This is a genomic window from Kosakonia sp. H7A (assembly GCF_003028445.1).
GTDB classification, from domain to species: domain Bacteria; phylum Pseudomonadota; class Gammaproteobacteria; order Enterobacterales; family Enterobacteriaceae; genus Kosakonia; species Kosakonia radicincitans.
Genome location: NZ_PYTZ01000002.1, coordinates 923,092 through 949,941, shown reverse-complemented (window position 1 = coordinate 949,941; position 26,850 = coordinate 923,092). Strand labels below are relative to the sequence as shown.

Here is a 26,850-nt window from a genome sequence, read left to right as displayed (position 1 = left end):
AAACATGTTGAATAAATCATGCGTCCGGTTCTCTCCTCTCTGCTGTTGACCGCAAGCCTGATCGCAGGCATCGCCCAGGCGGCAGTCACGCCTGCTCCGCTGGCGGATATTCGCGACAGCGGTTTTGTTTATTGCGTCAACGGCCAGGTCGATACTTTTAACCCGCAGAAAACCAGCAGCGGTTTGATTGTTGATACGCTGGCCGCGCAACTCTACGATCGCTTGCTGGACGTCGATCCCTACACTTACCGGCTGGTGCCGGAACTGGCGGAAAGCTGGGAAGTGCTGGATAACGGTGCAACTTACCGTTTTCGTCTGCGCGATAACGTTGCCTTTCAGACCACGCCCTGGTTCACTCCGCACCGCGCATTAAATGCCGACGACGTGGTATTTACTTTTCAGCGCATTTTCAACCGCAATCATCCCTGGCATAACGTCAACGGCGATAGTTTCCCGTACTTCGACAGTTTGCAGTTTGCCGATTCCGTCGACAGCGTGCGCAAGCTGGACAACCGCACCGTCGAGTTTCGCCTGAAAAAACCGGATGCCTCATTTTTATGGCATCTGGCAACCCATTATGCCTCGGTGATGTCGGCGGAATACGCAGGCGAACTGGCGAACAAAGATCGGCAGGAACTGATCGATCGCCAGCCGGTCGGCACCGGTCCCTATCAGCTTGATGAGTATCGCGCCGGGCAATATATTCGGTTACAACGTCACGAAAAATTCTGGCGCGGTAAACCACTGATGCAGCAGGTGGTTGTCGATTTAGGCTCCGGCGGTACGGGCCGTTTATCAAAATTACTGACCGGCGAGTGCGATGTCCTGGCGTGGCCAGCCGCCAGCCAGTTGACCATTCTGCGTGACGACCCGCGCCTGCGCCTGACGCTGCGTCCGGGGATGAACATCGCCTATCTGGCATTTAATACCAACAAACCGCCGCTGAATAACCCGCAAGTGCGCCATGCGCTGGCACTGTCGATCAATAACCAGCGCCTGATGCAGTCGATCTACTACGGCACAGCGGAAACGGCGGCGTCAATTCTGCCCCGCGCCTCTTGGGCTTATGATAATGAAGCCAAAATCACCGAATACGATCCGGATCAGGCGCGCGAACGGCTGAAAGCGCTGGGGCTGGAGAATCTCACATTACAACTGTGGGTGCCGACCAGCTCACAGCCCTGGAACCCCAGCCCGCTGAAAACCGCCGAGCTTATCCAGGCCGATATGGCGCAGGTCGGCGTTAAAGTGGTGATCGTACCGGTGGAAGGCCGTTTCCAGGAAGCGCGATTGATGGACATGAACCATGATTTGACACTCACGGGCTGGGCGACGGACAGTAACGATCCGGACAGTTTCTTCCGCCCGCTGCTGAGTTGCGCGGCGATAAACTCGCAGACCAACTTTGCGCACTGGTGCGACCATGAATTCGACGATGTGTTGCAAAAAGCGCTCGCTTCACAGCAACTTGCTGCGCGAATTGATGATTATGACGAAGCCCAGCAAATCCTCGCTCGCGAATTGCCGGTGCTGCCGCTGGCCTCCTCGCTGCGTTTGCAGGCGTATCGCTATGATATTAAAGGGCTGGTACTGAGTCCGTTCGGCAGCGCCTCTTTTGCCGGGGTCTCGCGGGATAAACAAGAGGTGTCGAAGCCATGATTATCTTTACTTTGCGTCGTTTGTTGCTTCTGTTGGTGACCCTCTTTTTGCTGACGTTTGTCGGCTTCAGCCTGAGCTATTTCACGCCCCACGCGCCGCTCCAGGGCGCCTCGCTGTGGAACGCGTGGGTGTTCTGGTTTAATGGCCTGCTGCACTGGGATTTTGGCGTATCCAGCATTAACGGCCAGCTTATTTCAGAACAGTTAAAAGAAGTATTCCCCGCCACCATGGAACTCTGCCTGCTGGCTTTTGGTTCCGCGCTGGTGATCGGTATCCCGGTCGGGATGCTCGCCGGGGTAATGCGCAGTAAGTGGCAGGATTCACTGATTAGCGCCATTGCGCTGCTCGGCTTTTCCATCCCGGTGTTCTGGCTGGCGCTGCTGCTGACGCTTTTCTTTTCGCTCAACCTTGGCTGGCTGCCGGTGTCCGGGCGCTTCGACCTGCTCTATCAGGTAAAAACAGTCACCGGATTCTCGCTGATTGATGCCTGGCTTTCGGACTCGCCGTGGCGCGATGAGATGATGGCCAGCGCTTTGCGCCATCTGATATTGCCGGTAATGACGCTGGCGGTAGCGCCAACGACGGAAGTGATCCGCCTGATGCGAATCAGCACCATTGACGTATTCGACAAAAACTACATTAAAGCGGCGGCGACGCGCGGTCTTTCACGCGTTACGATTTTGCGCCGCCATGTGCTGCATAATGCCCTGCCGCCGGTGATCCCGCGTCTTGGGCTGCAATTTTCCACCATGCTGACGCTGGCGATGATCACTGAAATGGTATTCAGCTGGCCGGGCCTTGGGCGCTGGTTGATTAATGCCATTCGCCAGCAGGATTACGCGGTGATTTCGGCCGGTGTAATGGTAATTGGCTCGCTGGTCATTATTGTCAACGTGCTGTCGGATATTCTGGGTGCGCTGGCGAACCCGTTGAAACATAAGGAATGGTATGCCTTACGATAGCGTTTATAGCGAAAAACGCCCGCCCGGCACGCTGCGCACAGCCTGGCGTAAATTTTATGGCGATACCACCGCGATGATCGGTCTGTACGGCTGCGGCGCGCTGGCGTTGCTGTGTATTTTTGGCCACTGGTTCGCGCCTTACGGTATCGACCAACAGTTCCTCGGTTATCAGCTTTTACCGCCATCATGGTCGCGCTATGGCGATGTGTCATTTTTCCTCGGCACGGATGATCTGGGGCGTGATGTGCTGAGCCGTCTGTTAAGCGGCGCAGCGCCAACAGTAGGCGGTGCATTTATCGTCACGCTGGCTGCCACGCTGTGCGGACTGGCGCTCGGCATTTTTGCGGGTGCCACCCACGGGCTGCGTTCAGCCGTGCTGAACCATATTCTCGATACGCTGTTATCGCTGCCGACACTGCTGCTGGCGATTATTGTGGTGGCATTTGCTGGTCCGCATCTTACTCATGCGATGTTCGCCGTCTGGCTGGCGCTGTTGCCGCGCATGGTGCGTTCGGTCTACAGCATGGTGCATGACGAGCTGGAGAAAGAGTATGTGGTCGCTGCCCGGCTTGATGGCGCGTCAACGAGCAATATCCTCTGGTACGCCGTGCTGCCTAATATTACCGCCGGGATGGTGACGGAAATCACCCGTGCGCTGTCGATGGCGATTCTGGATATCGCTGCGCTGGGCTTTCTCGATCTCGGCGCGCAGCTTCCCTCCCCTGAATGGGGCGCAATGCTCGGCGATGCGCTGGAACTGATTTATGTCGCGCCGTGGACCGTGATGCTACCGGGCGCGGCCATTATGATTAGCGTGCTGCTGGTTAATATCCTCGGCGACGGGATCCGTCGTGCGATCGCGGCGGGAGTCGAATAATGCCACTTCTTGATATCCGCAATCTGACCATTGAAGTGAAGACCGGCGATGATTGGGTTAAAGCCGTCGATCGCATCAGCCTGACGCTTGCAGAAGGTGAAATTCGCGGGCTGGTGGGCGAATCAGGTTCGGGTAAGAGCCTGATCGCAAAAGCGATTTGCGGCGTCACCAAAGATAACTGGCGCGTCACCGCCGATCGCATGCGCTTTGACGATATTGACCTGCTGCGTCTCTCGGCGCGCGAACGCCGCAAGCTGCTCGGCCATAACGTGTCGATGATTTTCCAGGAGCCGCAATCCTGTCTCGATCCCTCGGAGCGCGTCGGTAAGCAGTTGATGCAAAACATTCCCGGCTGGACATGGAAAGGCCGCTGGTGGCAGCGCTTTGGCTGGCGTAAACGCCGGGCTATTGAGCTTCTGCACCGCGTCGGGATTAAAGATCATAAAGATGCGATGCGCAGTTTCCCCTACGAGCTGACTGAAGGCGAATGTCAGAAAGTGATGATCGCCATCGCGCTGGCTAACCAGCCGCGCCTGCTGATTGCTGACGAACCGACGAACGCGATGGAGCCGACAACCCAGGCGCAGATTTTCCGTCTGCTCGACCGTCTTAACCAGAACAACAACACTACCATTATGCTGATCAGCCACGATTTACAAATGCTCAGCAAATGGGCCGACCGCATTAATGTGATGTATTGCGGGCAAACGGTGGAAACCGCGCCCAGCGAAGAGCTGGTGGTTACGCCGCACCATCCGTATACGCAGGCGCTGATCCGTGCGATTCCGGATTTTGGCAGTGCGATGCCGCATAAAAGCCGCCTCAACACAATGCCTGGCGCCATTCCGCTGCTTGAGCAACTGCCGATTGGTTGCCGCCTCGGGCCGCGCTGTCCGTATGCGCAGCGCAAATGCGTCGAAACACCGCGTCTGACCGGCGCGAGAAACCATCTTTATGCCTGCCACTTCCCGCTGAATATGGAGAGCGAATGATGGTTGAGACCTTGCTTGAAGTGCGTAACCTGAGCAAAACCTTCCGCTACCGCACAGGCTGGTTCCGTCGTCAAACCGTGGAGGCAGTTAAACCGTTAAGTTTTACCCTGCGCGAAAAGCAGACGCTGGCGATTATCGGCGAGAACGGTTCCGGGAAATCGACGCTGGCGAAAATGCTGGCGGGCATGGTCGAACCCTCTTACGGCGAGCTGGTGATTGACGATCAGCCGCTGCATTACGGCGACTATACTTTCCGCAGCCAGCGCATTCGCATGATTTTTCAGGATCCCACGACATCGCTCAACCCGCGTCAACGTTTGTCGCAAATTCTTGATTTTCCGCTGCGCCTGAACACAGATCTGGAGCCGGAAGCACGACGAAAACGCATCCTGGAGACGCTGCGCATGGTGGGGTTGTTGCCGGATCATGTCAGCTACTACCCGCACATGCTGGCGCCAGGACAAAAACAGCGCCTTGGTCTGGCGCGTGCGCTGATCCTGCGGCCGAAGGTGATCATCGCCGATGAAGCGCTGGCCTCGCTGGATATGTCGATGCGTTCGCAGTTAATTAACCTGATGCTGGAATTGCAGGAAAAACAGGGTATCTCTTATATCTATGTCACCCAGCATATCGGGATGATGAAGCACATTAGCGACCAAGTGCTGGTTATGCATCAGGGCGAAGTGGTGGAGCGCGGTAGCACTGCCGATGTGCTGGCCTCTCCGCTGCATGATTTAACAAAACGTTTGATCGCCGGGCATTTTGGCGAAGCATTAACCGCTGATGCCTGGCGTAAAGACCGCTGATTGACGAGATTCAGTGGTCGGATTAACTCATTCGGCGACTCATGATAGAATCGCCGCGTTTTAACGACGAGCGCCCCATGAAGAGGACGCTCGCCACAACAATGAATATAAGGATTAAAGCTATGGGTTTTCTTTCCGGTAAGCGCATTCTGGTTACTGGCGTCGCCAGCAAACTCTCCATCGCATACGGCATCGCACAGGCAATGCATCGCGAAGGCGCTGAGCTGGCATTCACCTACCAGAACGACAAGCTGAAAGGCCGTGTTGAAGAGTTTGCCGCCCAGCTGGGTTCCAGCATTGTTCTGGAATGTGATGTTGCTAAGGATGAGAGCATCGACGCGCTGTTTGCGGACCTGGCGAAAGTCTGGCCGAAATTTGACGGTTTCGTTCACTCCATCGGCTTCGCTCCGGGCGATCAGCTGGACGGCGACTACGTCAACGCGGTAACCCGCGAAGGTTTTAAAATCGCACACGACATCAGCTCCTACAGCTTCGTGGCAATGGCTAAAGCCTGCCGCCAGATGCTGAATCCGGGCTCCGCGCTGCTGACGCTCTCCTACCTGGGCGCTGAGCGTGCGATCCCGAACTACAACGTAATGGGTCTGGCTAAAGCCTCTCTGGAAGCGAACGTGCGTTACATGGCGAATGCCATGGGCCCGGAAGGCGTGCGTGTTAACGGTATTTCCGCAGGTCCGATCCGTACGCTGGCGGCGTCCGGTATTAAAGACTTCCGTAAAATGCTGGCGCACTGCGAAGCGGTTACCCCGATTCGCCGCACTGTGACCATTGAGGACGTGGGCAACTCCGCTGCGTTCCTGTGCTCCGATCTCTCCGCCGGTATCTCCGGTGAAGTGGTTCACGTAGATGGTGGCTTTAACATCGCTGCGATGAACGAACTGGAAATCAAATAATTTCCCCTCGCCCCTTCTCTGAAGGGGCTTTTCCTTCGATATGCCATTCTGATATTTATTATCACCTAACAATCTTTCATCCCAAACTTGCCATGCGCCAGGATAAAGCAGCAAAAAAGATCCGGCGTATAGACCTGACGTCGAATCCGGATCGCCACTTTCAGACCAAGGAACGACCATGGAACGACGCCGGACAGAAGGCAAAAACCACTGGTACCATGAGACCCAGTCGAGTGCCAGCCGTGCGCAGGCGCTACCGCTGGTTCCCGAAGCCGCCACGGTAAATGACCCTTTCCTGCTCGATATCGCCCTGCCTGAAGACCAGGCTGCCAATCTTGACGGTATTGTGACACCCGCCCGCAAGCTCTACGCCCTGCTCTTTCCGCAGCGCGTGACGGTTAATCGCCTGCGCACCTTCAGCACCTACGATCGTCTCAGCACTGCGCTTACCGTAGCGCAGGTTTTTGGTATTCAGCGGTTATGCAACCACTATGCAGCGCGACTCGCACCGCTGCCTGGCCCGGATTCTTCGCGGGAGAGTAACTACCGGCTGGCGCAAATCACGCAATATGCCCGCCAGCTTGCGGCTTCACCGTCAGTGATTGACGCCCGCGCGCGGCAGCAACTGGAAGATGTCGGTTTAACCCAGTATGACGTGGTGGTTATCACGCAAATTATCGGCTTTGTCGCTTTCCAGGCCCGTGTTCTGGCGATATTGCAGGCCGTTCTCGGCCAGCCTGTGCGAGTGATCCCTGGCATGGAGGTACAACAGGAAGCCGATGCCTCACTGTTCGCTCACGCCGATATCATATGGGAACCCGCCATTGATGCCGTGGATTTGCGCATTGCTAACGCGCCACAGATGGAGTCGCTGGCTCACTGGCAACCGCTACCGGAACTGCGCCTGCTCGCCCCGCTGCTGGCACATGAACATTTGCAATTAAATGCGCTGGGCGAGATTTGCGACAAGCTGACCAGAGCGACGCCGAATAAACAGCTCGCCGGGCTTACCGCGCTCTATACTGCCCGCATTAATGGCAGCGTCGGTTGTTTCGCCGAAGCGCTACAACGTGCGCCGCAGGAGAGATCGATGGAACACGCCTTGCGCGGCGGCGAGCGCGAGGTTAATCGCGAAACGGCCGACAATCCGCAAATCAGGGCATTGCTGCAGTCCGTGCAATTGCTTACCTGCGCCGCCGATCGCTTCAGCCCACTGCACTTTTCACTGCTTGTTGAGCAAGGTTTCAGTCGCCAGGCAGCGGTGAGCCTGCTGATGGGCTGCGCCCTGAACGGCTGGCTTAACCGCCTGAAAATCGCCCTCGGGCAAACTACCTTCCCTGAGACGGAATAACGCAGCGGCAAGCGGCTTCGCCGCCGCTTGCCCACACAGATTTTGCTGAAACAGCGCTTGCCGCAACCAGCAGAATCGCGTAAAACTGTCAGCCGCTCTTTTAGCCACGAAAATACATAACTATGTTTCAGGACAACCCGCTGCTAGCGCAGCTTAAACAGCAACTTCATTCCCAGACACCACGCGCGGAAGGTGTTGTAAAAGGCACGGAAAAAGGCTTCGGATTTCTGGAAGTCGATGCGCAAAAAAGCTACTTCATTCCGCCGCCGCAGATGAAGAAAGTGATGCACGGTGACAAAATCATCGCCGTCATTCACAGCGACAAAGATCGCGAAAGCGCAGAACCTGAAGAGCTGGTCGAGCCGTTTCTGACCCGTTTTGTCGGTAAAGTGCAGAAGAAAGACGATCGTCTTTCCATCGTACCGGATCATCCGTTGCTAAAAGACGCCATTCCCTGCCGCGCGGCTCGCGGCGTGGAACATGATTTTAAAGAAGGCGACTGGGCCGTTGCGGAAATGCGTCGCCATCCACTCAAAGGCGATCGCGGCTTCTATGCCGAACTGACGCAGTTTATTACCTTTGCGGAAGACCATTTTGTTCCGTGGTGGGTTACCCTGGCGCGCCATAATCTGGAAAAAGAAGCGCCGAACGGCGTGGCGACGGAAATGCTTGATGACGGTCTGCAACGCGTCGATCTGACCGCGCTGGATTTCGTCACTATCGACAGCGCCAGCACTGAAGATATGGACGATGCGTTGTTTGTGGAAGAGACCGCCGACGGCAAACTGCAACTGACCGTTGCTATCGCCGATCCTACCGCGTGGATTGCTGAAGGCAGCAAGCTGGATGATTCCGCCAAAGTGCGCGCCTTCACCAACTATCTGCCGGGCTTTAATATCCCGATGCTGCCGCGCGAACTCTCCGACGATCTCTGCTCTCTGCGCGCGAACGAAATCCGCCCTGCGCTGGTTTGCCGCATGACGCTGGATGACGAAGGTAGCATCGAAGAGAATATCGAATTCTTTGCCGCCACCATCGAATCGAAAGCCAAACTGGTTTACGACGAGGTCTCCGACTGGCTGGAAAATACCGGCTCATGGCAACCGGCGAATGAAGCGATTGCCGCGCAGATCCGTCTGCTGCATCGCGTAAGCCAGCTTCGTTCACAGTGGCGTCAGATCCACGCGCTGGTGTTCAAAGATCGCCCGGATTACCGCTTTGTGCTGGGTGAAAAAGGCGAAGTGCTGGATATCGTGGCCGAACCGCGCCGCATTGCGAACCGCATTGTTGAAGAGGCGATGATCGCCGCCAATATCTGCGCCGCTCGCGTTCTGCGCGACAAGCTGGGCTTCGGTATTTATAACGTGCACCTTGGTTTTGATCCGGCGAACAGCGAGCAACTGGCCGCCATGCTGAAAACCCATGGCATGCATGTTGATGCGGAAGAAGTGCTGACGCTGGAAGGTTTCTGCAAACTGCGTCGCGAACTGGATGCTCAACCGTCAGGCTTCCTCGACAGCCGTATTCGCCGCTTCCAGTCGTTTGCCGAGATCAGCGTTGCGCCAGGCCCGCACTTCGGTCTTGGCCTCGAAGCGTATGCCACCTGGACTTCACCAATCCGTAAGTACGGCGATATGGTTAACCATCGTCTGCTGAAAGCGATTATTAAAGGTGAAACGCCGAAGCGTCCGCAGGACGAAACCACCGTGCAGATGGCTGAACGTCGCCGTCTGAATCGCATGGCTGAACGCGATGTCGGTGACTGGCTGTACGCCCGTTTCCTGCAAAACAAAGCCGGTACAGACACCCGTTTTGCAGCCGAGATTATCGATGTCAGCCGTGGTGGTATGCGCGTGCGCCTGGTCGATAACGGCGCCGTCGCGTTTATTCCGGCCCCCTTCATTCACGCTGTGCGTGATGAGCTGGTTTGCAGCCAGGAAAACGGCACGGTGCAAATCAAAGGCGAAACAGCGTTTAAAGTGACGGATGTTATTGATGTCACGATCGCCGAAGTGCGCATGGAAACCCGCAGCATTATCGCGCGTCCGGCCCTGTAAAAACCTCACCAGCGGCTCCTTCCCCGTCGAAGGAGCCGTTTTTCGCTGCGATCCCTCCCGCATTTTTTTTCAATTCCTCCCACAACCCGGTAAAAACAGCCACAATAAAACCAGGTCAACTTACTGTTTCGCCCCGATTTATACATTTTTCGCGCCAGCTCTGCTGATACCCGGACTCGCGTTAATGGCATATTCTAAGAAATACAACGCGTTCGTCCTGATGGCCCTTTAACCTGGGCGGTGTTACGCCCGTAAAATGAGTACCCGTTGCGCTTTTAGGTGGGTTGGGAGATAGCATGAAAGACTCGCAGGAACAGAATCTGCTGTTTCGTTACCTGGGTTCGAATAGCCCATTCTGGCGATTGAGCGCCGATAGCAACGCCCTGCACTTTGCCCCCGATGAAACTGCCGATATCAGCCAGGTAGTGCCTCTGACTGATGAGCAGGCGGAACAGATCCGCGAAATGACGGTGATCACTTCCAGCTTAACTATGCATATTTCCGTTTACGGTGAAGAGATGTCCATCCATCTGGTCGGGCGCAAAATTTCCCGCCGGGAATGGGCTGGTACCGCTTCGGCATGGGACGATACTCAGTCTGTCGCCCGCGACCTGGTTCAGGGGCTCTCTTTTGCTGAACAGGTGGTTTCGGAAGCTAATTCAGTGATCGTGATCCTCGACCGCCTCGGCAATATTCAGCGCTTTAACCGATTGAGCGAAGAATATACCGGCATGAAAGAGCAGGAAGTGATCGGGCAAAATGTCTTTAAGCTGTTTATGAGTCGCAGCGAAGCCGCCGCCTCAAAGCGCAATATCACGCAATTTTTTAGGGAAGGTTCATCCTATGAGGTGGAGCGCTGGATCAAAACGCGCAAAGGCCAGCGCCTGTTTCTGTTTCGCAATAAGTTCGTCCACAGCGGCAGCGGTAAAAACGAGATCTTCCTGATTTGCTCGGGCACGGATATTACCGAGGAGCGCCGGGCACAGGAACGATTACGGGTGCTGGCTAATACTGACACCATCACCGGTTTACCTAACCGCAATGCCATTCACGAGATGATCAGCGACGCCATTGCCAACCGGGGCGATACGCAGGTCGGGATTGTGTATCTCGATTTAGATAACTTCAAAAAGGTCAACGACGCGTATGGCCACATGTTTGGCGATCAACTGTTACAGGCGGTTGCACTGGCTATTTTGAGCTGCCTTGAAGAAGGCCAGGTGCTGGCAAGGCTCGGCGGCGATGAGTTTATTGTGCTGGGGACGAATACTTCTCAGAGCACTCTCGAAGCAATGGCTTCCCGTATACTGACACGCCTGCGTCAGCCCTTCCGTATCGGGCTTATCGAAATTTATACGGGGTGTTCATTGGGTATTGCGCTTGCACCGCAGCACGGTGCCGATCGCGAAAGCGTGATCCGCAATGCCGACACGGCGATGTATACCGCCAAAGAGAATGGCCGTGGGAAATTTTGCGTCTTCTCGCCGGAGATGAATCAACGTGTTTTTGAATATATCTGGCTGGATACCAACCTGCGCCGGGCGCTGGAAAAAAACCAGCTCGTCATTCACTATCAACCCAAAGTGACCTGGCGCGGCGAAGTTCGCAGCCTGGAAGCGCTGGTGCGCTGGCAATCACCGGAGCGCGGATTGATCCCGCCGATGGATTTCATTGCTTATGCGGAAGAGTCGGGGCTGATTGTTCCGCTCGGGCGATGGGTCATGCTGGAGGTGGTGCGTCAGCTCGCGAAATGGCGAGACAAAGGGATCAATTTGCGCGTTGCGGTCAACGTTTCAGCACGCCAACTCGCCGACCAGACGATTTTTAGCGACCTGAAACAGGCGCTTCATGACCTCAATTTTGAACACTGCCCTATTGATGTCGAACTGACAGAGAGTTGCCTGATTGAAAACGCTGAACTGGCGCTGTCGGTTATTCAGCAATTCAGCGCATTAGGCGCGCAGGTGCATCTGGATGATTTCGGTACCGGCTATTCGTCTCTGTCGCAGTTGGCACGTTTTCCCCTGGACGCCATCAAGCTCGACCAATCTTTTGTCCGTGAAATTCATAAACAATCCGTTTCGCAATCACTGGTGCGCGCCATCGTCGCCGTGGCGCAGGCGCTGAATTTGCAGGTGATTGCCGAAGGAGTAGAGAGTGCAAAAGAAGACGCCTTTCTGACCAAGAATGGCGTCAATGAGCGGCAGGGGTTTCTGTTTGCCAGACCGATGCCCGCTGCCGCGTTTGAGCGCTGGTTTAAGCGCTATCAGGCGCGAAAGATGCGTTAGCTGGCATTACGTAAGCTCACCGCAGTGTGCCGGTTTTGCAGCAACACCAGGCGTTCCATATAAGCAATATCTTTTGGCTGGACGCAAAACGCCGCATCCACCCAATCTTCCGTAATATCCATCAACTCGCTGCGCGGCAGTTGCAGTACCCGCTGCCGTGCACGTAGCATTGCGCGAACACCGTTCAGACGGGGCTGGAGTGTATCGATAAAAGTACGTACCGCCATAAACCCCTGCCCGACATCAAAGGTCTGATCCACCAGCCCCTGCTGTTCGTACCACTCTGCGGTATGCGACTCGCCTTTGTAGATCAGGTCTTCCGCCAGTTTCATACCAGAACGGCGAACGACCAGCGAATAGGCTCCCATACCGGGAAAGAGGTTAAAGGCTATTTCCGGGAACCCCATACGGGCATCACGTTGCGCTAACAGAAAGTGGTGCGCCAGCGCCGCTTCGAAACCACCGCCGAGCGCACTGCCTTCGACCATCGCCAGTGAAATCGCACCGGTGTCAAAGCCGCGTGACGCGGCATGGACACAGTCCACACAAGCACGGGCGTAGGCACGTAGCGCTTCGCGTCGTCCATTTTTAATGCATTCAACAAAGAATTGTAGATCTCCGCCTGTGTTGTACATACCGGGAACCAGCGAACCTGTTACCCAGAAATCCACTGCGAACCCTGCCCGTTTGACGAGCCAGGAGATATTCATGATCTCTTCAATCAATGCGTGGTTGAAGCAAGGGCGCGGCCTGGCGCGCAACATCATCCACACGGTACGTCGCTCCTCCTCATAGTATCCAGAAAGTTGCGTAAAACGTTCATTATCAGTAAACAGTTTGCACGTAGCCTGGTTGATAACAGTCATTGCTTTATCCTCCGGTAAAAAAAGCGCATTGCGCGCACTGCAAGACTAATCCACGCCAGAACCGGGCTGCCTGTGACATAATGAATATATGCTGAGTGCTTATAAGAATTTGAGATTTCGTTTTTTTTCTTCTCTTTTTACACTCTTTTCTGCATCATTAATTTATTCATTTTTCGATATAAAGGTGAAGGTATGGCAGACATTGACCTTAAACTCCTTGCGGGCCGGATCGATACCGTTCTGGACATACTGGTTGCCGGAGACACACAATCTGCAATTCGCAATCTGGAGATTCTGAAGGCGGAATTATTGGATCTCGACAACAACGACAAGGCCTCCTCTTCTGGCGCGCCTAAAACGCCCTGGGAAATTTGATCTTTCATTTTCACCATCACGCGGCAGCAGGATGCGATAGCCGCAGTGGTGATGTCCGAATTCAATACCTGATTAAAACGACACGACTATGAATTCCCGACAACAAATTATTCTGCAAACGGTGATTGATAAAGGCCAGATGAGCGTCGCCGATCTGGCTCGCATGACCGGCGTTTCTGAAGTCACGATTCGCCAGGATCTGAATACGCTGGAGAAACAGAGCTATCTGCGTCGCACACACGGTTTTGCCGTACCGCTGGATAGCGATGATGTTGAAACGCGCATGATGAGTAACTACACCGTCAAGCGCGCGCTGGCGGATTTTGCCGCCTCTCTGGTTAGCCCCGGCGAAACTGTATTTATTGAAAACGGCAGCAGTAATGCGCTGCTCGCCCGCAAGTTAGGCGAACAGAGCGACATCACCATTATTACTGTCAGCAGCTATATCGCGCACCTGCTGAAGGAGTCGCTGTGCGATGTGATCCTGCTTGGCGGCATCTACCAGAAAAAGAGTGAAAGCATGGTCGGCCCGCTGACGCGGCAGTACATCCAGCAGGTGCACTTCAGTAAAGCGTTTATCGGTATCGATGGCTGGCAGCCGGAAACGGGTTTTACCGGTCGGGATATGATGCGTACTGATGTCGTTAATGCGGTACTGGAAAAAGGCAGCGAGGCGATTGTGCTTACCGATAGCTCCAAATTTGGTGTGATGCATCCTTATACGCTAGGCCCGGCTGAACGCTTCCAGCGGGTGATTACCGATGAAAAACTCTCTTCCGAAGCACATCAACAACTTCGCCAGGCAGGCCTGATCGTTGATATTGTTAAACCCGGTATTACTGATTAATTCTCCGCCCGCGAAAGCGGGCTATCTTACTTATATCTGGGAATATTCCGACGCGTTGATTAAGAGTTTTTACCTGTCTGACTTTCTGCCCGCGAGTAAAATTAATATTAGCGATATAACAGGAAGTGACTATCACTCGCGTGATTGTATTACACCTGCGCAGCAAGGTTTCACGGAAGTGCTTTAAGGTGGGCTACAGCTTCTATACTTAAAGAGAACATTTTTCCGTGAATCGATAATTCAGGAGAAAGTATGATGATGTTAACAAGTAAAAAAATGGCCACCGCACTTCTCACCGTAACCCTGGCAATGTCTCTGAGCGCCTGCGGTCACTGGGATAAACGTTCTCGTAATACTGCCATCGGCGCAGGTGCGGGCGCGCTGGGTGGTGCTGTACTGACTGATGGTAGCACGCTGGGTACATTAGGTGGCGCGGCTGTCGGCGGTATTATTGGCCACCAGGTTGGTAAATAATTGGTCATTGAAACGGCGACAACAAGAAAATAAATATACTTTCTTTTCAGGTCTGAGTTACGCAGTGTAAAAATAAGGCCGCGATTTATATCGCGGCCTTTCTGTTTTATCCACCGGCAAGTTTGACTTTCATTCCTTTGGCTTCCAGCAGCGATTTTAATAAATCACGCTTGTCCCCCTGGATCTCAATTACACCGTTTTTTACCGCACCGCCGCATCCACATTTTTTCTTCAATTCAGCGGCCAGTTTCGCCAGTGTTTCATCATCAGAATCGATACCGGTGATCAGGCACACGCCTTTGCCTTTGCGTCCGCTGGTCTGACGTTGAATACGTACAATGCCATCGCTTTTCGGGCGTACGGTAGCCTCTTTGGGTTCGTCAATACGCCCGGTTTCCGTCGAATAAACCAGACGGCTGTTGTTGTCGCTCATTAAGCCCCCTTACCCAGCGAAGCGTTGATGGCTTTCAGGGTTGCGGCCGGATCTTCCGATTGCGTAACCGGGCGTCCAATTACCATATAGTCTACGCCTGCAAGCTGCGCCTCTTCCGGCGTCATAATACGGCGTTGATCGCCCGCTGCACTGCCCTTGGGACGAATGCCCGGCGTCACCAGTTTAAACGCCTTACCCAGTTCGCTTTTGAAACGTACGGCTTCCTGAGCAGAGCAGACTACGCCATCAAGGCCGCACTGCTGCGTCAGGCGCGCCAGACGCTCAGCATGCTCTGCCGGTGAGGTGTTGATGCCCAGATCCTGTAAATCGCTGGCTTCCATGCTGGTTAACACGGTCACAGCGATCAGCAGCGGCGCATCGGAGCCAAAAGAGAATAGCGCCTCTTTCGCCGCCGTCATCATCCGCGACCCACCCGAGGCGTGAACGTTAACCATCCACACACCGAGTTCTGCCGCTGCTTTCACCGCATGCGCCGTGGTGTTAGGGATATCATGAAATTTCAGGTCGAGGAAAATATCAAAACCACGCTGTTGCAGATCGCGCACCAGTTGCGGCCCGAACAACGTAAACATCTCTTTGCCCACTTTCAGGCGGCAATCGCGGGGATCGATGCGGTCGACAAACGCCAGTGCTTTGTCGCGGTTATCGTAATCAAGTGCCACTACCACCGGGGAAGCAGTCACAGCGCGGGAAGTCGATAAAGGAGTAGATGTCATGATCAGACCTTCTGAAATGAGGCACCCGCACAGGCGCGAAGTGAATAAACGGCGTGCATTCTACCTGCGGGAGCCTGGAAATAACAGTTTCCATTTTTCGCCTGCAAAGCGATATTACTGCGCAGGTCTGACAAATGGGTGTTCAAATCCATTAGTATGTTGTAACTAAAATAAGGGCTTTTAAAAAATCACTGCCCGTCGAGGCCGCGAATAGGCTTAACCGTTGACCACGCCCGGCATGACGGACAGTGCCAGTAAATGGTAAATGCCGTAAAACCGCATTTATGGCAGCGGTAGCGCGGTTTACTGCGCACCTGCTCACCCACCATGTCGCGCAGCACCATCAGGCTCTCTTTCGCACGCCCTTCCTCTGCATCATTCAAATGATAATCGATAAGTTTGTGGAACACACGCATGGTCGGATGACGCTGTACCTGTCGGGTCACGTAGTTCTGCGCAGCATCTGCCCCATCACGCTGCTCAATGATTTCCGCCAGCATCAGTTCCGCGGTGGCGCCAACGTTCTCTTCAACACAACGTTGTAGAAAAGCTGCCCACTCGTCATTTTTGCCCAGTTGCTGATAGCAGGTCTGGAGCATATCCAGCGTTTCGCATACCAGCTCCTTATCCTGCTCGATAACCCGCAACAATGTTTCGACCGCTTTACTGTACTCCCCGTTGGTCATAAACACCCGCCCCATCATGATGGAGACGCGTGGGCTATTGCGATCGGCGGCGGCGCCTTTTTTCAGCAGCCCCATCGCACGATCCATATCTTCATTGCCCATCTGTTGCAGCGCCAGCTCACAGTAGAAATGGGCGATCTCGACGAGTTGCTTCTCTTTGCCGAGTTTCACCAGCCGCTCAGCCACATCAATCGCTTTCTGCCATTCACTGGTGGCCTGAAAAATTTGCAGCAATTGCTGCAGTGCGTTGACGCGGAAATCCGTCTCATCGACCAGTTGCTTGAACATATCTTCGGCCCGGTCATACAGACCCGCCGCCATATAGTCACGACCCAGTTGCTGCACGGCCAGCAGACGCTGGTCATAGGTGAGCGAAGCGCTTTCCATCAGCGTCTGGTGTATGCGAATAGCGCGATCCACTTCGCCGCGCGAGCGGAACAGGTTACCAAGGGTGAGATGAGCTTCGACGGTGCCGGTATCCTCTTTCAACATCTCGAGGAACAGATCTACAGCCTTATCTTGCTGGTTGCTGAGTAACAGGTTAACCCCGGCCACATATTCACGTGAGAGCCGGTTAGCTTCATCCTGCTTTGTTTGTTGAGCATTTCTGCGCCCCATATACCAGCCGTAGGCAGCGGCGACAGGTAACAACAGAAACAGCAACTCCAGCATAAAATATTATTCCTTCACCGCCACTGTGCCGGAGACAACCGGTACATCTGAGGCGGGAGCAAGCTGGTGCTCAAGTCGTTTGATCTTACGTTCCGCGCGAACCAGAGAGACACGCACGCGTAGCCAGAACAGGCCGCAAATCAGCCAGCCGATGATAAACCCGGCTGCAAACAGCACAGCCAACAGCGTAGAAATGCGATATTCGCCCTGCGCGAGTAAATAATTGAATGTCACTTGCTGATCGTTTTGCGCACCAAGCGTAATCGACACGACAAAAATCGCTAATACCAGTAAGAAAATGAGTAAATATTTCACATTACATCCCGTTATGTGGTTCAGGCGACGAATTTCTATGCAAATGACTGCACGCAGACTTATAACCTATCATTTTAGCGCCCATCGTGGAATGAAATTACATAATGCCAAATTCCGATTTGCGGGCGAAATATCGAAAATCAAGTCTCGCGATCTCTGGCGACAATTTCTGGCACCTCTTGCGCAGGCGGCGTTAATGGCCCACACAGGCATTGCGCCAGCCAGGTTGCCAGCGTAACCAGCAGCCAGGAGATCAGCGTTGCGACCACCAAATCGCGCGGCCAGTGCATACCCAGCAATAAACGGCTACCCATTACCCCGGTTGCCCATACTAGCAGGAAAACAATGGTCCATGTCCGTCTGCGCGGCCACAATAACCCCACACCCAGCAGCGCCCAGCTGGCAGCAAACATAGTGTGCCCGGAAGGAAAGGCAAAACCGGTCCCTTTTTGCCAATGTTTACGTAAAAAACCAGGAATATCATGCTGTCCGGAGAGTTGCGATTTTACCAGTTCTCCCCGTGCCTTACGCTTTAAAGTGTAGAACTCATCCGCCGGGATATTGTGCGTTTTTTCCAGCCATAACACGAAAGGACGCGGCTCCTGCACCCGCTCTTTGACGAAGGATTTTACCCCCTGCCCGACCAGGATTGCGCATCCAAGAATAGCAAACAGCATCAGCGCCGCTTTCAGGCGAAAACGCAGGCACCAGAGAAACCAGCCGCACAGCGCCACGTGCGTAATAATCCCCCACGGTTGCGTAACCGTTTCGGTTAGCCAGAAGAGAAAATGGAGCCACCATCGGGATTGTCCGGGCTGCCAACTCCAGCCGGAAACCCACACGGTCAGCGGCATCACCAATAAAATCGCCGCTCCCACAGTTGTACGCTTTACAATTGACAGCATGTCCTCTCCTTTCTGATAAGCGACTCAATCATAACCGAAATATAACATTCACGCTAAAAGCGCCGTATTTGTGCGTTTAACCAGCAATGGAATGGTCACTTGTAGGTGTTATTCAGTGCATTGTGGCAAAATACACCTATACAGAAGGCCAACAGGCTAAAGGCGCGCAGTGCGCCAATATAATTCGGAGATTCACATGCAACTTAAACGTGTGGCAGAAGCCAAGCTGCCAACCCCATGGGGCGACTTCCTGATGGTGGGTTTTGAAGAACTGGCTACCGGGCAAGATCACGTTGCTCTTGTTTTCGGCGATATTTCCGGGCAGTTGCCTGTCCTGGCGCGCGTGCACTCGGAGTGTCTGACCGGTGACGCACTTTTCAGTTTGCGTTGTGACTGCGGTTTTCAGCTTGAAGCGGCCCTGAATCATATCGCCGAGGAAGGCCGTGGAGTGTTGCTTTATCATCGCCAGGAAGGCCGTAACATTGGTCTACTGAATAAAATTCGCGCTTATGCGTTGCAGGATCAGGGCTACGACACCGTTGAGGCCAACCATCAACTGGGTTTCGCCGCCGATGAACGCGATTTCACCCTGTGCGCCGATATGTTCAAACTGCTGGGCGTCGATGAAGTCCGCCTGCTGACCAATAACCCAAAGAAAGTGGAAATCCTGACCGAAGCCGGGATCAACATCGTGGAACGCGTACCGCTGATTGTCGGCCGCAACCCGAAAAACGAACATTATCTGGATACCAAAGCCGAAAAAATGGGGCATCTGCTGAAATAAGCTGCCCGATGAAAGTAAAAAGGCCCGCATCTGCAGGCCTTTTTGTTTAGTTCAGCATGTTGCGTATCACATAGTGCAAAATGCCGTCATTGCGGTAGTAAGTCAGCTCTGTCGCTGTATCAATGCGGCAGCGGCACTCCAGCATTTCCTGCTTACCATCAGCGCGGGTTAGCGTTACCGCTAATGTTCCGCCCGGTTTGATATGCTCCAGATCCACAACGTCCAGTTTTTCCTCGCCAGTAAGTCCCAGCGTTTTGCGCGTGACGCCTTGCGGGAATTCCAGCGGCAGGATCCCCATACCAATCAGATTCGAACGGTGAATACGCTCGAACGATTCGGCGATCACCACGCGAATCCCCAACAGACGCGGCCCCTTGGCGGCCCAGTCGCGGCTGGAGCCTGAACCATACTCCTTACCGGCAATCACCGCTAACGGCGTTTTCTCCTGCTGATAGCTCATCGCGGCATCATAGATAGAGATCACTTCACTGCCCGGTAAATGGCGAGTCATGCCCCCCTCCACGCCGGGCACCATTTCATTACGAATACGAATATTGGCAAATGTGCCGCGCATCATGACTTCATGGTTGCCACGCCGCGATCCGTACGAGTTAAAATCGCGACGCTCAACGCCGTGGCTTTGCAGATAACGTCCAGCCGGGCTGTCCGCTTTGATACTGCCTGCCGGCGAAATATGGTCGGTGGTGACAGAATCCCCCAGCATGGCAAGGATCCGCGCGCCGTGAATATCCTCCACCGGCTTCGGTTGCGCCGCCATATCATCAAAGAACGGGGACAACCGGATATAGGTCGAATCGTTCTGCCAGCCGTAAGTGTCCGAACGCTCAACCTGGATGGCTTTCCATTCCGGCGTACCTTCAAACACTTCGGCATACTCTTTGCGGAACATCTCTGTCGAGACCTGCTCAACGGCCCGCGCAATTTCGTTGCTGGAGGGCCAGATATCTTTCAGGTAGACCGGATCACCTTTCCGATCGTGGCCCAGAGGATCGGTTGCGAGGTTGATATTCATGTTCCCCGCCAGCGCGTAGGCCACCACCAGCGGCGGAGACGCCAGCCAGTTGGTTTTTACCAGCGGATGAATGCGGCCTTCAAAGTTACGGTTCCCCGAAAGCACCGCACCAACAGTCAGGTCGCCCGCACGTATCGCCTGCTCAATCGGTTCCGGCAACGGGCCGGAGTTACCGATACAGGTCGTACAGCCATAACCGACCAGGTTAAAACCCAGCTCATCAAGATAAGGCGTCAGGCGAGCCTGCGCCAGGTAATCGGAAACCACTTTCGAACCCGGCGCCAGTGAAGCTTTTACCCACGGCTGACGTTTCAACCCAAGTGTGACGGCTTTCTTCGCCAGTAAACCGGCGGCCATCAGCACGCTGGGGTTTGAGGTATTCGTACAGGAAGTAATGGCCGCAATGACCACTGCGCCATCCGGCAACTGATATGAATGTCCATTGAGCACGTAGTCGACCGGTTTGCGGTCTTTCTGCGCCGTATTCAGTTCCAGTTCAGAGCTGGCAGCAAAGGCTTTAGGCACATCGCCAAGCGCTACACGATCCTGTGGACGTTTTGGGCCAGCAAGGCTTGCCTCGACATCATGCATATTCAGTTCGAGTGTGCTGGTAAATACCGGTTCATCACCCGGGTTACGCCACATGCCCTGCGCTTTCGCGTAGGCTTCAACCAGCGCAACCTGCTCTTCGCTACGCCCGCTCAGGCGCATATATTCAAGCGTTACGCCATCAATAGGGAAAAAACCGCAGGTAGCACCATACTCCGGCGCCATGTTGGCGATAGTGGCACGATCGGCGAGCGGCAGCGAATCGAGTCCGTCACCATAAAATTCGACGAATTTTCCCACCACACCGTGTTTACGCAACATCTGCGTCACCGTCAACACCAGGTCGGTGGCGGTAATGCCTTCACGCAGTTTGCCGGTCAGTTTAAAACCAACTACGTCAGGAATGAGCATTGATACCGGCTGGCCGAGCATAGCGGCTTCCGCTTCAATACCTCCGACACCCCAGCCCAGCACGCCCAGGCCATTGATCATCGTAGTGTGAGAATCGGTACCGACCAGCGTGTCAGGATAAGCAACCCACTCTTTGTCCTGGAGTTCACTCCATACGGCTTTGCCGAGGTATTCAAGGTTGACCTGATGACAGATACCGGTGCCCGGCGGTACGACGCTGAAGCGGCTGAAGGCTTGCTGGCCCCAGCGCAGAAAGACGTAACGCTCATGGTTACGCTCCATCTCCAGCCGGACGTTCTCTTCGAATGCGTCATCGTCGCCAAAATGGTCAACGGTGACAGAGTGGTCGATAACTAAATCAACCGGTGACAGCGGGTTTACTTTGGCGGTATCACCACCGAGACGTTTTACCGCTTCGCGCATGGCAGCCAAATCAACGACTGCGGGAACACCTGTGAAATCCTGCATCAGCACCCTGGCCGGGCGATAGGCAATTTCTCTGTCGGCATGGGCGGTACTTAGCCAGCCCGCCAGCGCACGGATATCCTCTTCAGTAACGGATTCCTCATCCTGCCAGCGCAGAAGGTTTTCGAGTAGTACTTTGAGTGACTTGGGTAGACGCGCAATATCCCCAAGTTGTCTGGCGGCCAGCGGCAAGCTGTAGTAGTGGTAAGTTTTATTCTCTGCCTGCAACGTGTCCTTACTGGCTTCGCGTAGGGTCAACGACATGTGCTCCTCCTTACTTACAGGGATTGCGATACCCTGAGGATCTTCAGGGTCTGTATTAAAGATAACACAAACATATCGTAACGATTTGATAACAACCCCAATTGCTACAAATGGACAAATTTGCAGGCGAGGAAATTAAAAAAGCCCCGCAGTTGCGAGGCTTTTCAATTCATTACCGGAAGAGCATCCAGACAATCTGAGTCCAAAAGAGGATGGAAACAGAAAACACGGTGATCCACGACCAGTATTTCATTCGACAATCATTATTCATCAATAAATTACCAGAAAAACTATTCATTAAAACTGAGTCTTTACTCAATTCATTTATGCTGTGTATTAATTAAAGAGTACATAAGAACATATCAATGAATAGCGCAGATAATTTCCCACAATTATTCTGATGATATATTTATTGTTTTTTGGTGTCGTCTTCCGCGAAGGCATCAATAAAAGCTTGCTGCTGTGGCGTCAGTTTCCAGCATGCTGGAATAGAGGTCACAGTTTTGGTTTTCGCTTTCTGTGGTGTGTCACGAAGCTGACATACTTGCTTAACTGGTTCTAATCGACCCGCTATAGCCATTTTAACCCCAGAATTTCCAGATCAATAACGCGATAACCGCCCAAAATAAGGCAGAACCAAGAAATACCGCCAGCCAGGCTTTACGCTTGAGCTCAGGATCCCTTTTTGGCTCTTCACTTCCTGATGGCATTGCTAACCTCGTACAATCGACATCACTTATCATTTTTGGCACCAACAATAGGTACAATTAATCATGAGATGAGACAAATCCTAAAAGAACTTTAGCCGAAAATCCAGTGAATTTACTCACCATTTCCAAAGAAATATTTAATCTTTTGACCACAAATAAATTATTGAAGTAATAAATTTGCAGACCAGCAATTTAGTTTCTATTTTTGTCGCTAATTAGTGACAGTGTCTGCTTTGAGGATGTGATTTCAATCACTGAGGCGGATTTTCGATAAGTCAGATGATGATAATAACGATTTAGCTTTAGTCAGAGTTAAGGGTATCTTTTCAGTCGAAAAGATACCCTCCGACATTATTTTTGCGGCAACTTAATATCTTTAAACATCGCTTCTATATCTTCATTAGAACGCAATGCCACGGCAGTGTCGACCACATCGCGGGTTAAATGCGGTGCAAAGCGCTGAATAAAATCATACATATAGCTGCGTAAGAAGGTGCTGCGACGGAAGCCAATTTTGGTTGTGCTGTGGCTAAAAATCTCATGCGCATCCAGCTTAACCAGGTCTGGATCGGAGACTGGATCGACCGCCATACTGGCGATAACACCAACTCCCAGGCCAAGTCTTACATAAGTTTTAATAACGTCTGCATCGGTGGCGGTAAAGACAATACGCGGCGTTAACCCTGCGCGATTAAACGCAGTATCCAGCTCAGAACGGCCCGTAAAACCAAAGGTGTACGTTACCAGCGGATACTGCGCCAGCTCGTCAATCGTGACCGATTGCTTTGAGGCGAGCGGATGGTCCGGCGTGACCACGATGGAACGATTCCAGTGATAGCATGGTAGCATCACCAGATCGTCATACAGATGTAACGCCTCGGTGGCAATGGCGAAGTCCGCATTCCCCTTCGAAACCGCTTCGGCAATCTGCGTGGGCGAGCCCTGATGCATATGCAGGGAAACACGCGGATAGCGCTCAATAAAGCCTTTGATCACGTTAGGCAGCGCATAGCGCGCCTGGGTGTGCGTGGTGGCGACATACAGCGAGCCTTTATCGGGCCAGGTATGTTCCCCCGCCACCGATTTAATCGCGTCCACTTTTGACAGGACTTCACGCGCAATGCGGATAATTTCCTGCCCGGCGGGCGTTACCTGAGTAAGATGCTTGCCGCTGCGGGCAAAAATTTGGATCCCCAACTCATCTTCCAGCATGCGGACTTGCTTACTGATACCTGGCTGGGAAGTATAAAGCCCTTCCGCCGTCGAGGAGACATTGAGGTTGTGATTCACCACCTCGACGATATAACGAAGCTGCTGTAGTTTCATGACAGACCATCCGAAGTACGCAAATGGGTTATCGCTTAAGACGATTTCATAATAAAAAAGCGGGTTACTATAACAACTATATCATTTATAGCTTCTGTGTATAGCAGCTAACAAAGAATAATAATGCAGGCATAAAAAAGGGCCGACAGAGCGGCCCTTTGGGGATAGGTAACTGAAGTCGCTTATTTTTTAGCTTCAGTCCATTTGTTATCAATGTAGAAAGCCGACCATCCGGTTGCTTTGCCCTCTTTTTCCGATGCCACGTACTGCTGTTTGGTTTTACGGCTAAAGCGGACAATCGTTTTATTACCTTCCGGATCCTGCTGTGGCGCATCGGCCAGGTAACGCAGTTTTTCCGGCAGACGATCGCGGAAACGGTACAGTTCCTCCACCAGCGGTGCACGCGTTTCACGCGATTTGGGGAAGGTATTGGCGGCGAGGAACACCCCGGCAGCACCATCACGCAACACGAAATAAGCGTCGGATTTCTCGCAAGGCAGCTCCGGCAATGGCACCGGATCTTCCTTCGGCGGTGCTACGTCGCCGTTACGCAGAATTTTACGCGTGTTTTTGCATTCGTCGTTGGTACATGCCATGTACTTACCAAAACGCCCCATTTTCAGGTGCATTTCAGAACCGCACTTCTCACATTCAACGATCGGGCCGTCATACCCCTTGATGCGGAACTCGCCCTCTTCGATTTCGTAGCCATCACAGGTCGGGTTATTACCGCAAACATGCAATTTGCGCTTCGGATCAATGAGGTAGCTGTCCATCGCCGTGCCACACTTCTGGCAACGACGTTTGGCACGCAGCGCGTTGGTTTCCGCGTCATCGCCTTCCAGCACATTGAGCACTTCGTTTTCCGGCACCAGGTTAATGGTGGTTTTACAGCGCTCTTTTGGCGGCAGCGCATAGCCGGAACAACCGAGGAATACGCCGGTACTGGCAGTACGAATCCCCATTTTACGGCCGCAGGTCGGGCAGTCGATGCTGGTCAGCACCATCTGGTTCGGTCGCATCCCGCCAGCTTCCGGATCCTGTTCAGCTTGCTCAAGCTGGCGAGAAAAATCGCCAAAGAAGCTGTCCAGCACCTTCCGCCACTCGGCTTCATGGTTTGCGACACGGTCAAGGCTGTCTTCCATCTGCGCGGTAAAGTCGTAGTTCATCAGCTCGCGGAAGTTCTCTTCCAGGCGATCGGTAACGATTTCACCCATTTTTTCCGCGTAGAAGCGACGGTTTTCCACGCGCACATAGCCCCTGTCCTGAATGGTCGAAATGATCGACGCATAAGTGGACGGACGGCCAATGCCGCGTTTTTCAAGCTCTTTAACCAGCGAAGCTTCGCTGAAACGCGCTGGCGGCTTGGTAAAGTGTTGCGCCGGAGTCAGTTCGACGAGCGACAGCACATCACCTTTATTCACCGACGGCAGAGTGCGATCTTCATCGCCCTTGCGCAGTGCCGGCATCACTTTTGTCCAGCCATCGAAACGCAAAATACGCCCGCGCGCTTTAAGGCGGAAATCACCCGCGCCAACGGTCAGCGTCGTGGAATCGTACTGCGCTGGCGTCATCTGACAGGCGACAAACTGACGCCAGATAAGCTGATACAGCTTCTGCGCGTCGGTTTCCATATCCTTCAGCGACTCAGCCTGCACCGCAACATCGGAAGGACGAATCGCTTCGTGCGCTTCCTGGGAATTCTCTTTACTGGCGTACTGGTTGGCAGATTCCGGCAGGTATTTCTTCCCGAAATTGTCAGTAATATAGCCGCGAACCATGCTGACCGCGTCCTGGCTCAGGTTGGTTGAGTCAGTACGCATGTAGGTGATGTAACCGGCTTCGTACAGACGCTGCGCCATCATCATGGTTTTCTTCACGCCAAAACCGAGACGCGTACTGGCGGCCTGCTGCAACGTGGAGGTAATAAACGGCGCGCCCGGCTTGCTGCTGGTCGGTTTATCTTCCCGCTCCAGTACGGTGTAACGCGCTTTCTCCAGCAGGCTAACGGCGGCCATGGTCTGTTCGCGGTTGACCGGACGGAACGCTTTGTCGCCTTGATGCGTCACCTGCAGCGGCAATGCGTCGCCGCCGGGCGTCGCGGTAGCGGCATCAATTTCCCAGAACTCTTCCGGTACAAAGGCTTTGATTTCGCGTTCGCGTTCAACCACCAGACGGACAGCAACAGACTGCACGCGACCAGCAGAAAGGCCACGGGCAATTTTCTTCCACAGCAGCGGAGAAACCATGTAGCCCACAACGCGATCCATAAAGCGGCGCGCCTGCTGGGCATTCACACGGTCAATATTCAGTTCACCCGGCGTTTCAAAGGCCTGGCGAATGGCATTCTTGGTGATTTCGTTAAACACTACGCGGCTGTAGCGTTTTTCATCACCGCCGATCACTTCCCGCAGGTGCCATGCAATGGCTTCCCCTTCGCGGTCAAGGTCGGTTGCGAGATAGATGTGGTCGGCTTTTTCAGCCAGCGATTTCAGTTCAGAAACCACCTTCTCTTTGCCTGGCAGCACTTCATAATGTGCATCCCAGTTGTGCCATGGGTCGATCCCCATGCGATTGACAAGAGCGCCGCGTTCATCCTTTTTAGGCTTCTTAGCCGTTTTGGTGGAGGCTGAGTCTGCGCTCTTTTTGGGTGCTGAGCCACTGGTCGGCAAATCACGGATATGACCAACACTGGATTTAACCACATAGTCATTACCCAGATATTTATTGATCGTTTTGGCTTTTGCCGGGGACTCAACGATAACGAGAGCTTTACCCATATTCACCTTTACCTAATTTAATTCTTCCAGGAATACGTCGACATTGCTTAACACCACCCGCGACGAACCTTCACTATTGCGGCGACAACCGGGGATATCAACCCCCATATCTGGCCAGGCGCGTCAAACGGAGCATTCAGGTGGCTGAGTTTACAAGCTTTTTCGCGTCAGGGTGATGTAGTACGACGGTGTTATGGTCGAATGTCAAGCAATTCTGTTGCCAGGTTGACGAAAGCGTCACACTGTACCTGATAAAATTTGTTACGCAACTTTATTAGCACGCAAAAACGAAACGCGCCAGCACAACAACAGCTC

The 26,850-nt window shown here is 53.5% G+C and carries 25 protein-coding genes; 13 read left to right on the top strand and 12 right to left on the bottom strand.

The genetic code is table 11. The features are described 5' to 3' along the window. Nucleotides 1–18: 18 nt before the first annotated feature. The 9 genes from sapA (at nt 19) to pdeR (ending at nt 11,903) form a co-directional block, all read left to right on the top strand. Entirely contained in the window at nt 19–1,659 is a 1,641-nt protein-coding gene (gene sapA, locus CWM66_RS12485; RefSeq protein ID WP_007371956.1) for an ABC transporter substrate-binding protein SapA, read from the top strand. After that, the gene (gene sapB, locus CWM66_RS12480; protein WP_007371955.1) at nt 1,656–2,621 is read left to right on the top strand and encodes a putrescine export ABC transporter permease SapB; all 966 of its coding nucleotides are present in this window, start codon (nt 1,656–1,658) and stop codon (nt 2,619–2,621) included. Before sapA ends, sapB begins: the two co-directional genes overlap by 4 nt. Next, entirely contained in the window at nt 2,608–3,498 is an 891-nt protein-coding gene (gene sapC / locus CWM66_RS12475) for a putrescine export ABC transporter permease SapC (protein ID WP_007371954.1), read from the top strand. Before sapB ends, sapC begins: the two co-directional genes overlap by 14 nt. Next, nucleotides 3,498–4,490, top strand: a complete 993-nt coding sequence (gene sapD / locus CWM66_RS12470) for a putrescine export ABC transporter ATP-binding protein SapD (RefSeq protein ID WP_007371953.1) — start codon at nt 3,498–3,500, stop codon at nt 4,488–4,490. Before sapC ends, sapD begins: the two co-directional genes overlap by 1 nt. Next, complete coding sequence (gene sapF, locus CWM66_RS12465) at nt 4,490–5,296, top strand: peptide ABC transporter ATP-binding protein SapF (RefSeq protein WP_107146747.1); 807 nt, start codon at nt 4,490–4,492, stop codon at nt 5,294–5,296. Before sapD ends, sapF begins: the two co-directional genes overlap by 1 nt. Nucleotides 5,297–5,418: 122 nt before the next feature. Next, nucleotides 5,419–6,207 (top strand): enoyl-ACP reductase FabI, encoded by a 789-nt coding sequence (gene fabI / locus CWM66_RS12460; RefSeq protein ID WP_007371951.1) that lies wholly within the window; start codon nt 5,419–5,421, stop codon nt 6,205–6,207. 178 nt (nt 6,208–6,385) lie between these two features. Beyond that, nucleotides 6,386–7,558: a hypothetical protein gene (locus CWM66_RS12455; protein WP_007371950.1), complete on the top strand. Its 1,173-nt coding sequence runs from the start codon at nt 6,386–6,388 to the stop codon at nt 7,556–7,558. Nucleotides 7,559–7,680: 122 nt separating this feature from the next. Further along, on the top strand, nt 7,681–9,615 hold the full coding sequence (locus tag CWM66_RS12450; RefSeq protein ID WP_107146712.1) for an exoribonuclease II: 1,935 nt from the start codon (nt 7,681–7,683) through the stop codon (nt 9,613–9,615). Between the two features lie 296 nt (nt 9,616–9,911). Next, entirely contained in the window at nt 9,912–11,903 is a 1,992-nt protein-coding gene (pdeR, locus tag CWM66_RS12445; RefSeq protein ID WP_035885541.1) for a cyclic di-GMP phosphodiesterase, read from the top strand. Here pdeR and CWM66_RS12440 read toward each other — a convergent pair. Beyond that, entirely contained in the window at nt 11,900–12,769 is an 870-nt protein-coding gene (locus CWM66_RS12440; RefSeq protein WP_007371947.1) for a crotonase/enoyl-CoA hydratase family protein, read from the bottom strand. The genes pdeR and CWM66_RS12440 overlap by 4 nt on opposite strands. A 192-nt stretch (nt 12,770–12,961) precedes the next feature. Between CWM66_RS12440 and CWM66_RS12435 the strand changes: the two genes are divergently transcribed. The 3 genes from CWM66_RS12435 to osmB all read left to right on the top strand — a co-directional run bounded on the left by CWM66_RS12435 (nt 12,962) and on the right by osmB (nt 14,465). Then, complete coding sequence (locus tag CWM66_RS12435; RefSeq protein WP_007371946.1) at nt 12,962–13,144, top strand: hypothetical protein; 183 nt, start codon at nt 12,962–12,964, stop codon at nt 13,142–13,144. An 88-nt stretch (nt 13,145–13,232) separates the two neighbouring features. Beyond that, nucleotides 13,233–13,991 carry a DNA-binding transcriptional regulator YciT gene (locus CWM66_RS12430; protein WP_007371945.1) on the top strand — a complete coding sequence of 253 codons (759 nt, stop codon included), beginning with the start codon at nt 13,233–13,235 and terminating at the stop codon, nt 13,989–13,991. Between the two features lie 255 nt (nt 13,992–14,246). Next, nucleotides 14,247–14,465, top strand: a complete 219-nt coding sequence (gene osmB / locus CWM66_RS12425) for an osmotically-inducible lipoprotein OsmB (RefSeq protein ID WP_035885807.1) — start codon at nt 14,247–14,249, stop codon at nt 14,463–14,465. 106 nt (nt 14,466–14,571) lie between these two features. On the opposite strand, the gene yciH is transcribed toward osmB, so the two are convergent. The 5 genes from yciH to pgpB all read right to left on the bottom strand — a co-directional run bounded on the left by yciH (nt 14,572) and on the right by pgpB (nt 18,213). Next, nucleotides 14,572–14,898 (bottom strand): stress response translation initiation inhibitor YciH, encoded by a 327-nt coding sequence (yciH, locus tag CWM66_RS12420; RefSeq protein ID WP_072439808.1) that lies wholly within the window; start codon nt 14,896–14,898, stop codon nt 14,572–14,574. Beyond that, the gene (gene pyrF / locus CWM66_RS12415; RefSeq protein WP_107146711.1) at nt 14,898–15,635 is read right to left on the bottom strand and encodes an orotidine-5'-phosphate decarboxylase; all 738 of its coding nucleotides are present in this window, start codon (nt 15,633–15,635) and stop codon (nt 14,898–14,900) included. The genes yciH and pyrF overlap by 1 nt, the downstream gene beginning before the upstream one ends. Nucleotides 15,636–15,823: 188 nt before the next feature. Further along, entirely contained in the window at nt 15,824–16,993 is a 1,170-nt protein-coding gene (gene lapB / locus CWM66_RS12410) for a lipopolysaccharide assembly protein LapB (RefSeq protein ID WP_035885534.1), read from the bottom strand. 6 nt (nt 16,994–16,999) lie between these two features. After that, complete coding sequence (locus CWM66_RS12405) at nt 17,000–17,308, bottom strand: LapA family protein (RefSeq protein WP_107146710.1); 309 nt, start codon at nt 17,306–17,308, stop codon at nt 17,000–17,002. Between the two features lie 140 nt (nt 17,309–17,448). Continuing rightward, nucleotides 17,449–18,213 carry a phosphatidylglycerophosphatase B gene (gene pgpB / locus CWM66_RS12395; protein WP_007371939.1) on the bottom strand — a complete coding sequence of 255 codons (765 nt, stop codon included), beginning with the start codon at nt 18,211–18,213 and terminating at the stop codon, nt 17,449–17,451. A gap of 196 nt (nt 18,214–18,409) precedes the next feature. On the opposite strand from pgpB, the gene ribA reads away from it, so the two are divergent. Beyond that, entirely contained in the window at nt 18,410–18,997 is a 588-nt protein-coding gene (gene ribA / locus CWM66_RS12390; RefSeq protein WP_007371938.1) for a GTP cyclohydrolase II, read from the top strand. 46 nt (nt 18,998–19,043) lie between these two features. Here ribA and acnA read toward each other — a convergent pair whose 3' ends face one another. The 6 genes from acnA to topA all read right to left on the bottom strand — a co-directional run bounded on the left by acnA (nt 19,044) and on the right by topA (nt 26,535). Beyond that, nucleotides 19,044–21,719, bottom strand: a complete 2,676-nt coding sequence (gene acnA / locus CWM66_RS12385; RefSeq protein ID WP_107146708.1) for an aconitate hydratase AcnA — start codon at nt 21,717–21,719, stop codon at nt 19,044–19,046. Nucleotides 21,720–21,891: 172 nt separating this feature from the next. Further along, nucleotides 21,892–21,990, bottom strand: a complete 99-nt coding sequence (ymiC, locus tag CWM66_RS29270; protein ID WP_227136793.1) for a small membrane protein YmiC — start codon at nt 21,988–21,990, stop codon at nt 21,892–21,894. Between the two features lie 138 nt (nt 21,991–22,128). Further along, on the bottom strand, nt 22,129–22,299 hold the full coding sequence (locus tag CWM66_RS29090; RefSeq protein ID WP_007371935.1) for a hypothetical protein: 171 nt from the start codon (nt 22,297–22,299) through the stop codon (nt 22,129–22,131). Between the two features lies 1 nt (nt 22,300). Then, on the bottom strand, nt 22,301–22,462 hold the full coding sequence (locus CWM66_RS12380; protein WP_072439810.1) for a YmiA family putative membrane protein: 162 nt from the start codon (nt 22,460–22,462) through the stop codon (nt 22,301–22,303). A 318-nt stretch (nt 22,463–22,780) separates the two neighbouring features. After that, entirely contained in the window at nt 22,781–23,755 is a 975-nt protein-coding gene (cysB, locus tag CWM66_RS12375) for an HTH-type transcriptional regulator CysB (protein ID WP_007371933.1), read from the bottom strand. 182 nt (nt 23,756–23,937) lie between these two features. Further along, a complete protein-coding gene (topA, locus tag CWM66_RS12370; RefSeq protein ID WP_007371932.1) occupies nt 23,938–26,535 on the bottom strand; it encodes a type I DNA topoisomerase in 2,598 nt (865 codons plus the stop codon). Nucleotides 26,536–26,850: the final 315 nt, after the last annotated feature.

Excerpts from the sequence above, each read along its gene's own strand:
- lapB (WP_035885534.1), bottom strand. The coding sequence starts at position 16,993 with ATGCTGGAGTTGCTGTTTCTGTTGTTACCTGTCGCCGCTGCCTACGGC.
- CWM66_RS12450 (WP_107146712.1), top strand. The coding sequence starts at position 7,681 with ATGTTTCAGGACAACCCGCTGCTAGCGCAGCTTAAACAGCAACTTCAT.
- CWM66_RS12430 (WP_007371945.1), top strand. The coding sequence starts at position 13,233 with ATGAATTCCCGACAACAAATTATTCTGCAAACGGTGATTGATAAAGGC.
- topA (WP_007371932.1), bottom strand. The coding sequence starts at position 26,535 with ATGGGTAAAGCTCTCGTTATCGTTGAGTCCCCGGCAAAAGCCAAAACG.
- CWM66_RS12380 (WP_072439810.1), bottom strand. The coding sequence starts at position 22,462 with ATGATAAGTGATGTCGATTGTACGAGGTTAGCAATGCCATCAGGAAGT.
- cysB (WP_007371933.1), bottom strand. The coding sequence starts at position 23,755 with ATGAAACTACAGCAGCTTCGTTATATCGTCGAGGTGGTGAATCACAAC.
- ymiC (WP_227136793.1), bottom strand. The coding sequence starts at position 21,990 with ATGAATAATGATTGTCGAATGAAATACTGGTCGTGGATCACCGTGTTT.
- sapD (WP_007371953.1), top strand. The coding sequence starts at position 3,498 with ATGCCACTTCTTGATATCCGCAATCTGACCATTGAAGTGAAGACCGGC.
- fabI (WP_007371951.1), top strand. The coding sequence starts at position 5,419 with ATGGGTTTTCTTTCCGGTAAGCGCATTCTGGTTACTGGCGTCGCCAGC.
- CWM66_RS12440 (WP_007371947.1), bottom strand. The coding sequence starts at position 12,769 with ATGACTGTTATCAACCAGGCTACGTGCAAACTGTTTACTGATAATGAA.
- sapF (WP_107146747.1), top strand. The coding sequence starts at position 4,490 with ATGGTTGAGACCTTGCTTGAAGTGCGTAACCTGAGCAAAACCTTCCGC.
- CWM66_RS12435 (WP_007371946.1), top strand. The coding sequence starts at position 12,962 with ATGGCAGACATTGACCTTAAACTCCTTGCGGGCCGGATCGATACCGTT.
- CWM66_RS12455 (WP_007371950.1), top strand. The coding sequence starts at position 6,386 with ATGGAACGACGCCGGACAGAAGGCAAAAACCACTGGTACCATGAGACC.
- ribA (WP_007371938.1), top strand. The coding sequence starts at position 18,410 with ATGCAACTTAAACGTGTGGCAGAAGCCAAGCTGCCAACCCCATGGGGC.
- sapC (WP_007371954.1), top strand. The coding sequence starts at position 2,608 with ATGCCTTACGATAGCGTTTATAGCGAAAAACGCCCGCCCGGCACGCTG.
- acnA (WP_107146708.1), bottom strand. The coding sequence starts at position 21,719 with ATGTCGTTGACCCTACGCGAAGCCAGTAAGGACACGTTGCAGGCAGAG.
- sapA (WP_007371956.1), top strand. The coding sequence starts at position 19 with ATGCGTCCGGTTCTCTCCTCTCTGCTGTTGACCGCAAGCCTGATCGCA.
- pgpB (WP_007371939.1), bottom strand. The coding sequence starts at position 18,213 with ATGCTGTCAATTGTAAAGCGTACAACTGTGGGAGCGGCGATTTTATTG.
- osmB (WP_035885807.1), top strand. The coding sequence starts at position 14,247 with ATGATGTTAACAAGTAAAAAAATGGCCACCGCACTTCTCACCGTAACC.
- CWM66_RS29090 (WP_007371935.1), bottom strand. The coding sequence starts at position 22,299 with ATGGCTATAGCGGGTCGATTAGAACCAGTTAAGCAAGTATGTCAGCTT.
- yciH (WP_072439808.1), bottom strand. The coding sequence starts at position 14,898 with ATGAGCGACAACAACAGCCGTCTGGTTTATTCGACGGAAACCGGGCGT.
- sapB (WP_007371955.1), top strand. The coding sequence starts at position 1,656 with ATGATTATCTTTACTTTGCGTCGTTTGTTGCTTCTGTTGGTGACCCTC.
- pdeR (WP_035885541.1), top strand. The coding sequence starts at position 9,912 with ATGAAAGACTCGCAGGAACAGAATCTGCTGTTTCGTTACCTGGGTTCG.
- pyrF (WP_107146711.1), bottom strand. The coding sequence starts at position 15,635 with ATGACATCTACTCCTTTATCGACTTCCCGCGCTGTGACTGCTTCCCCG.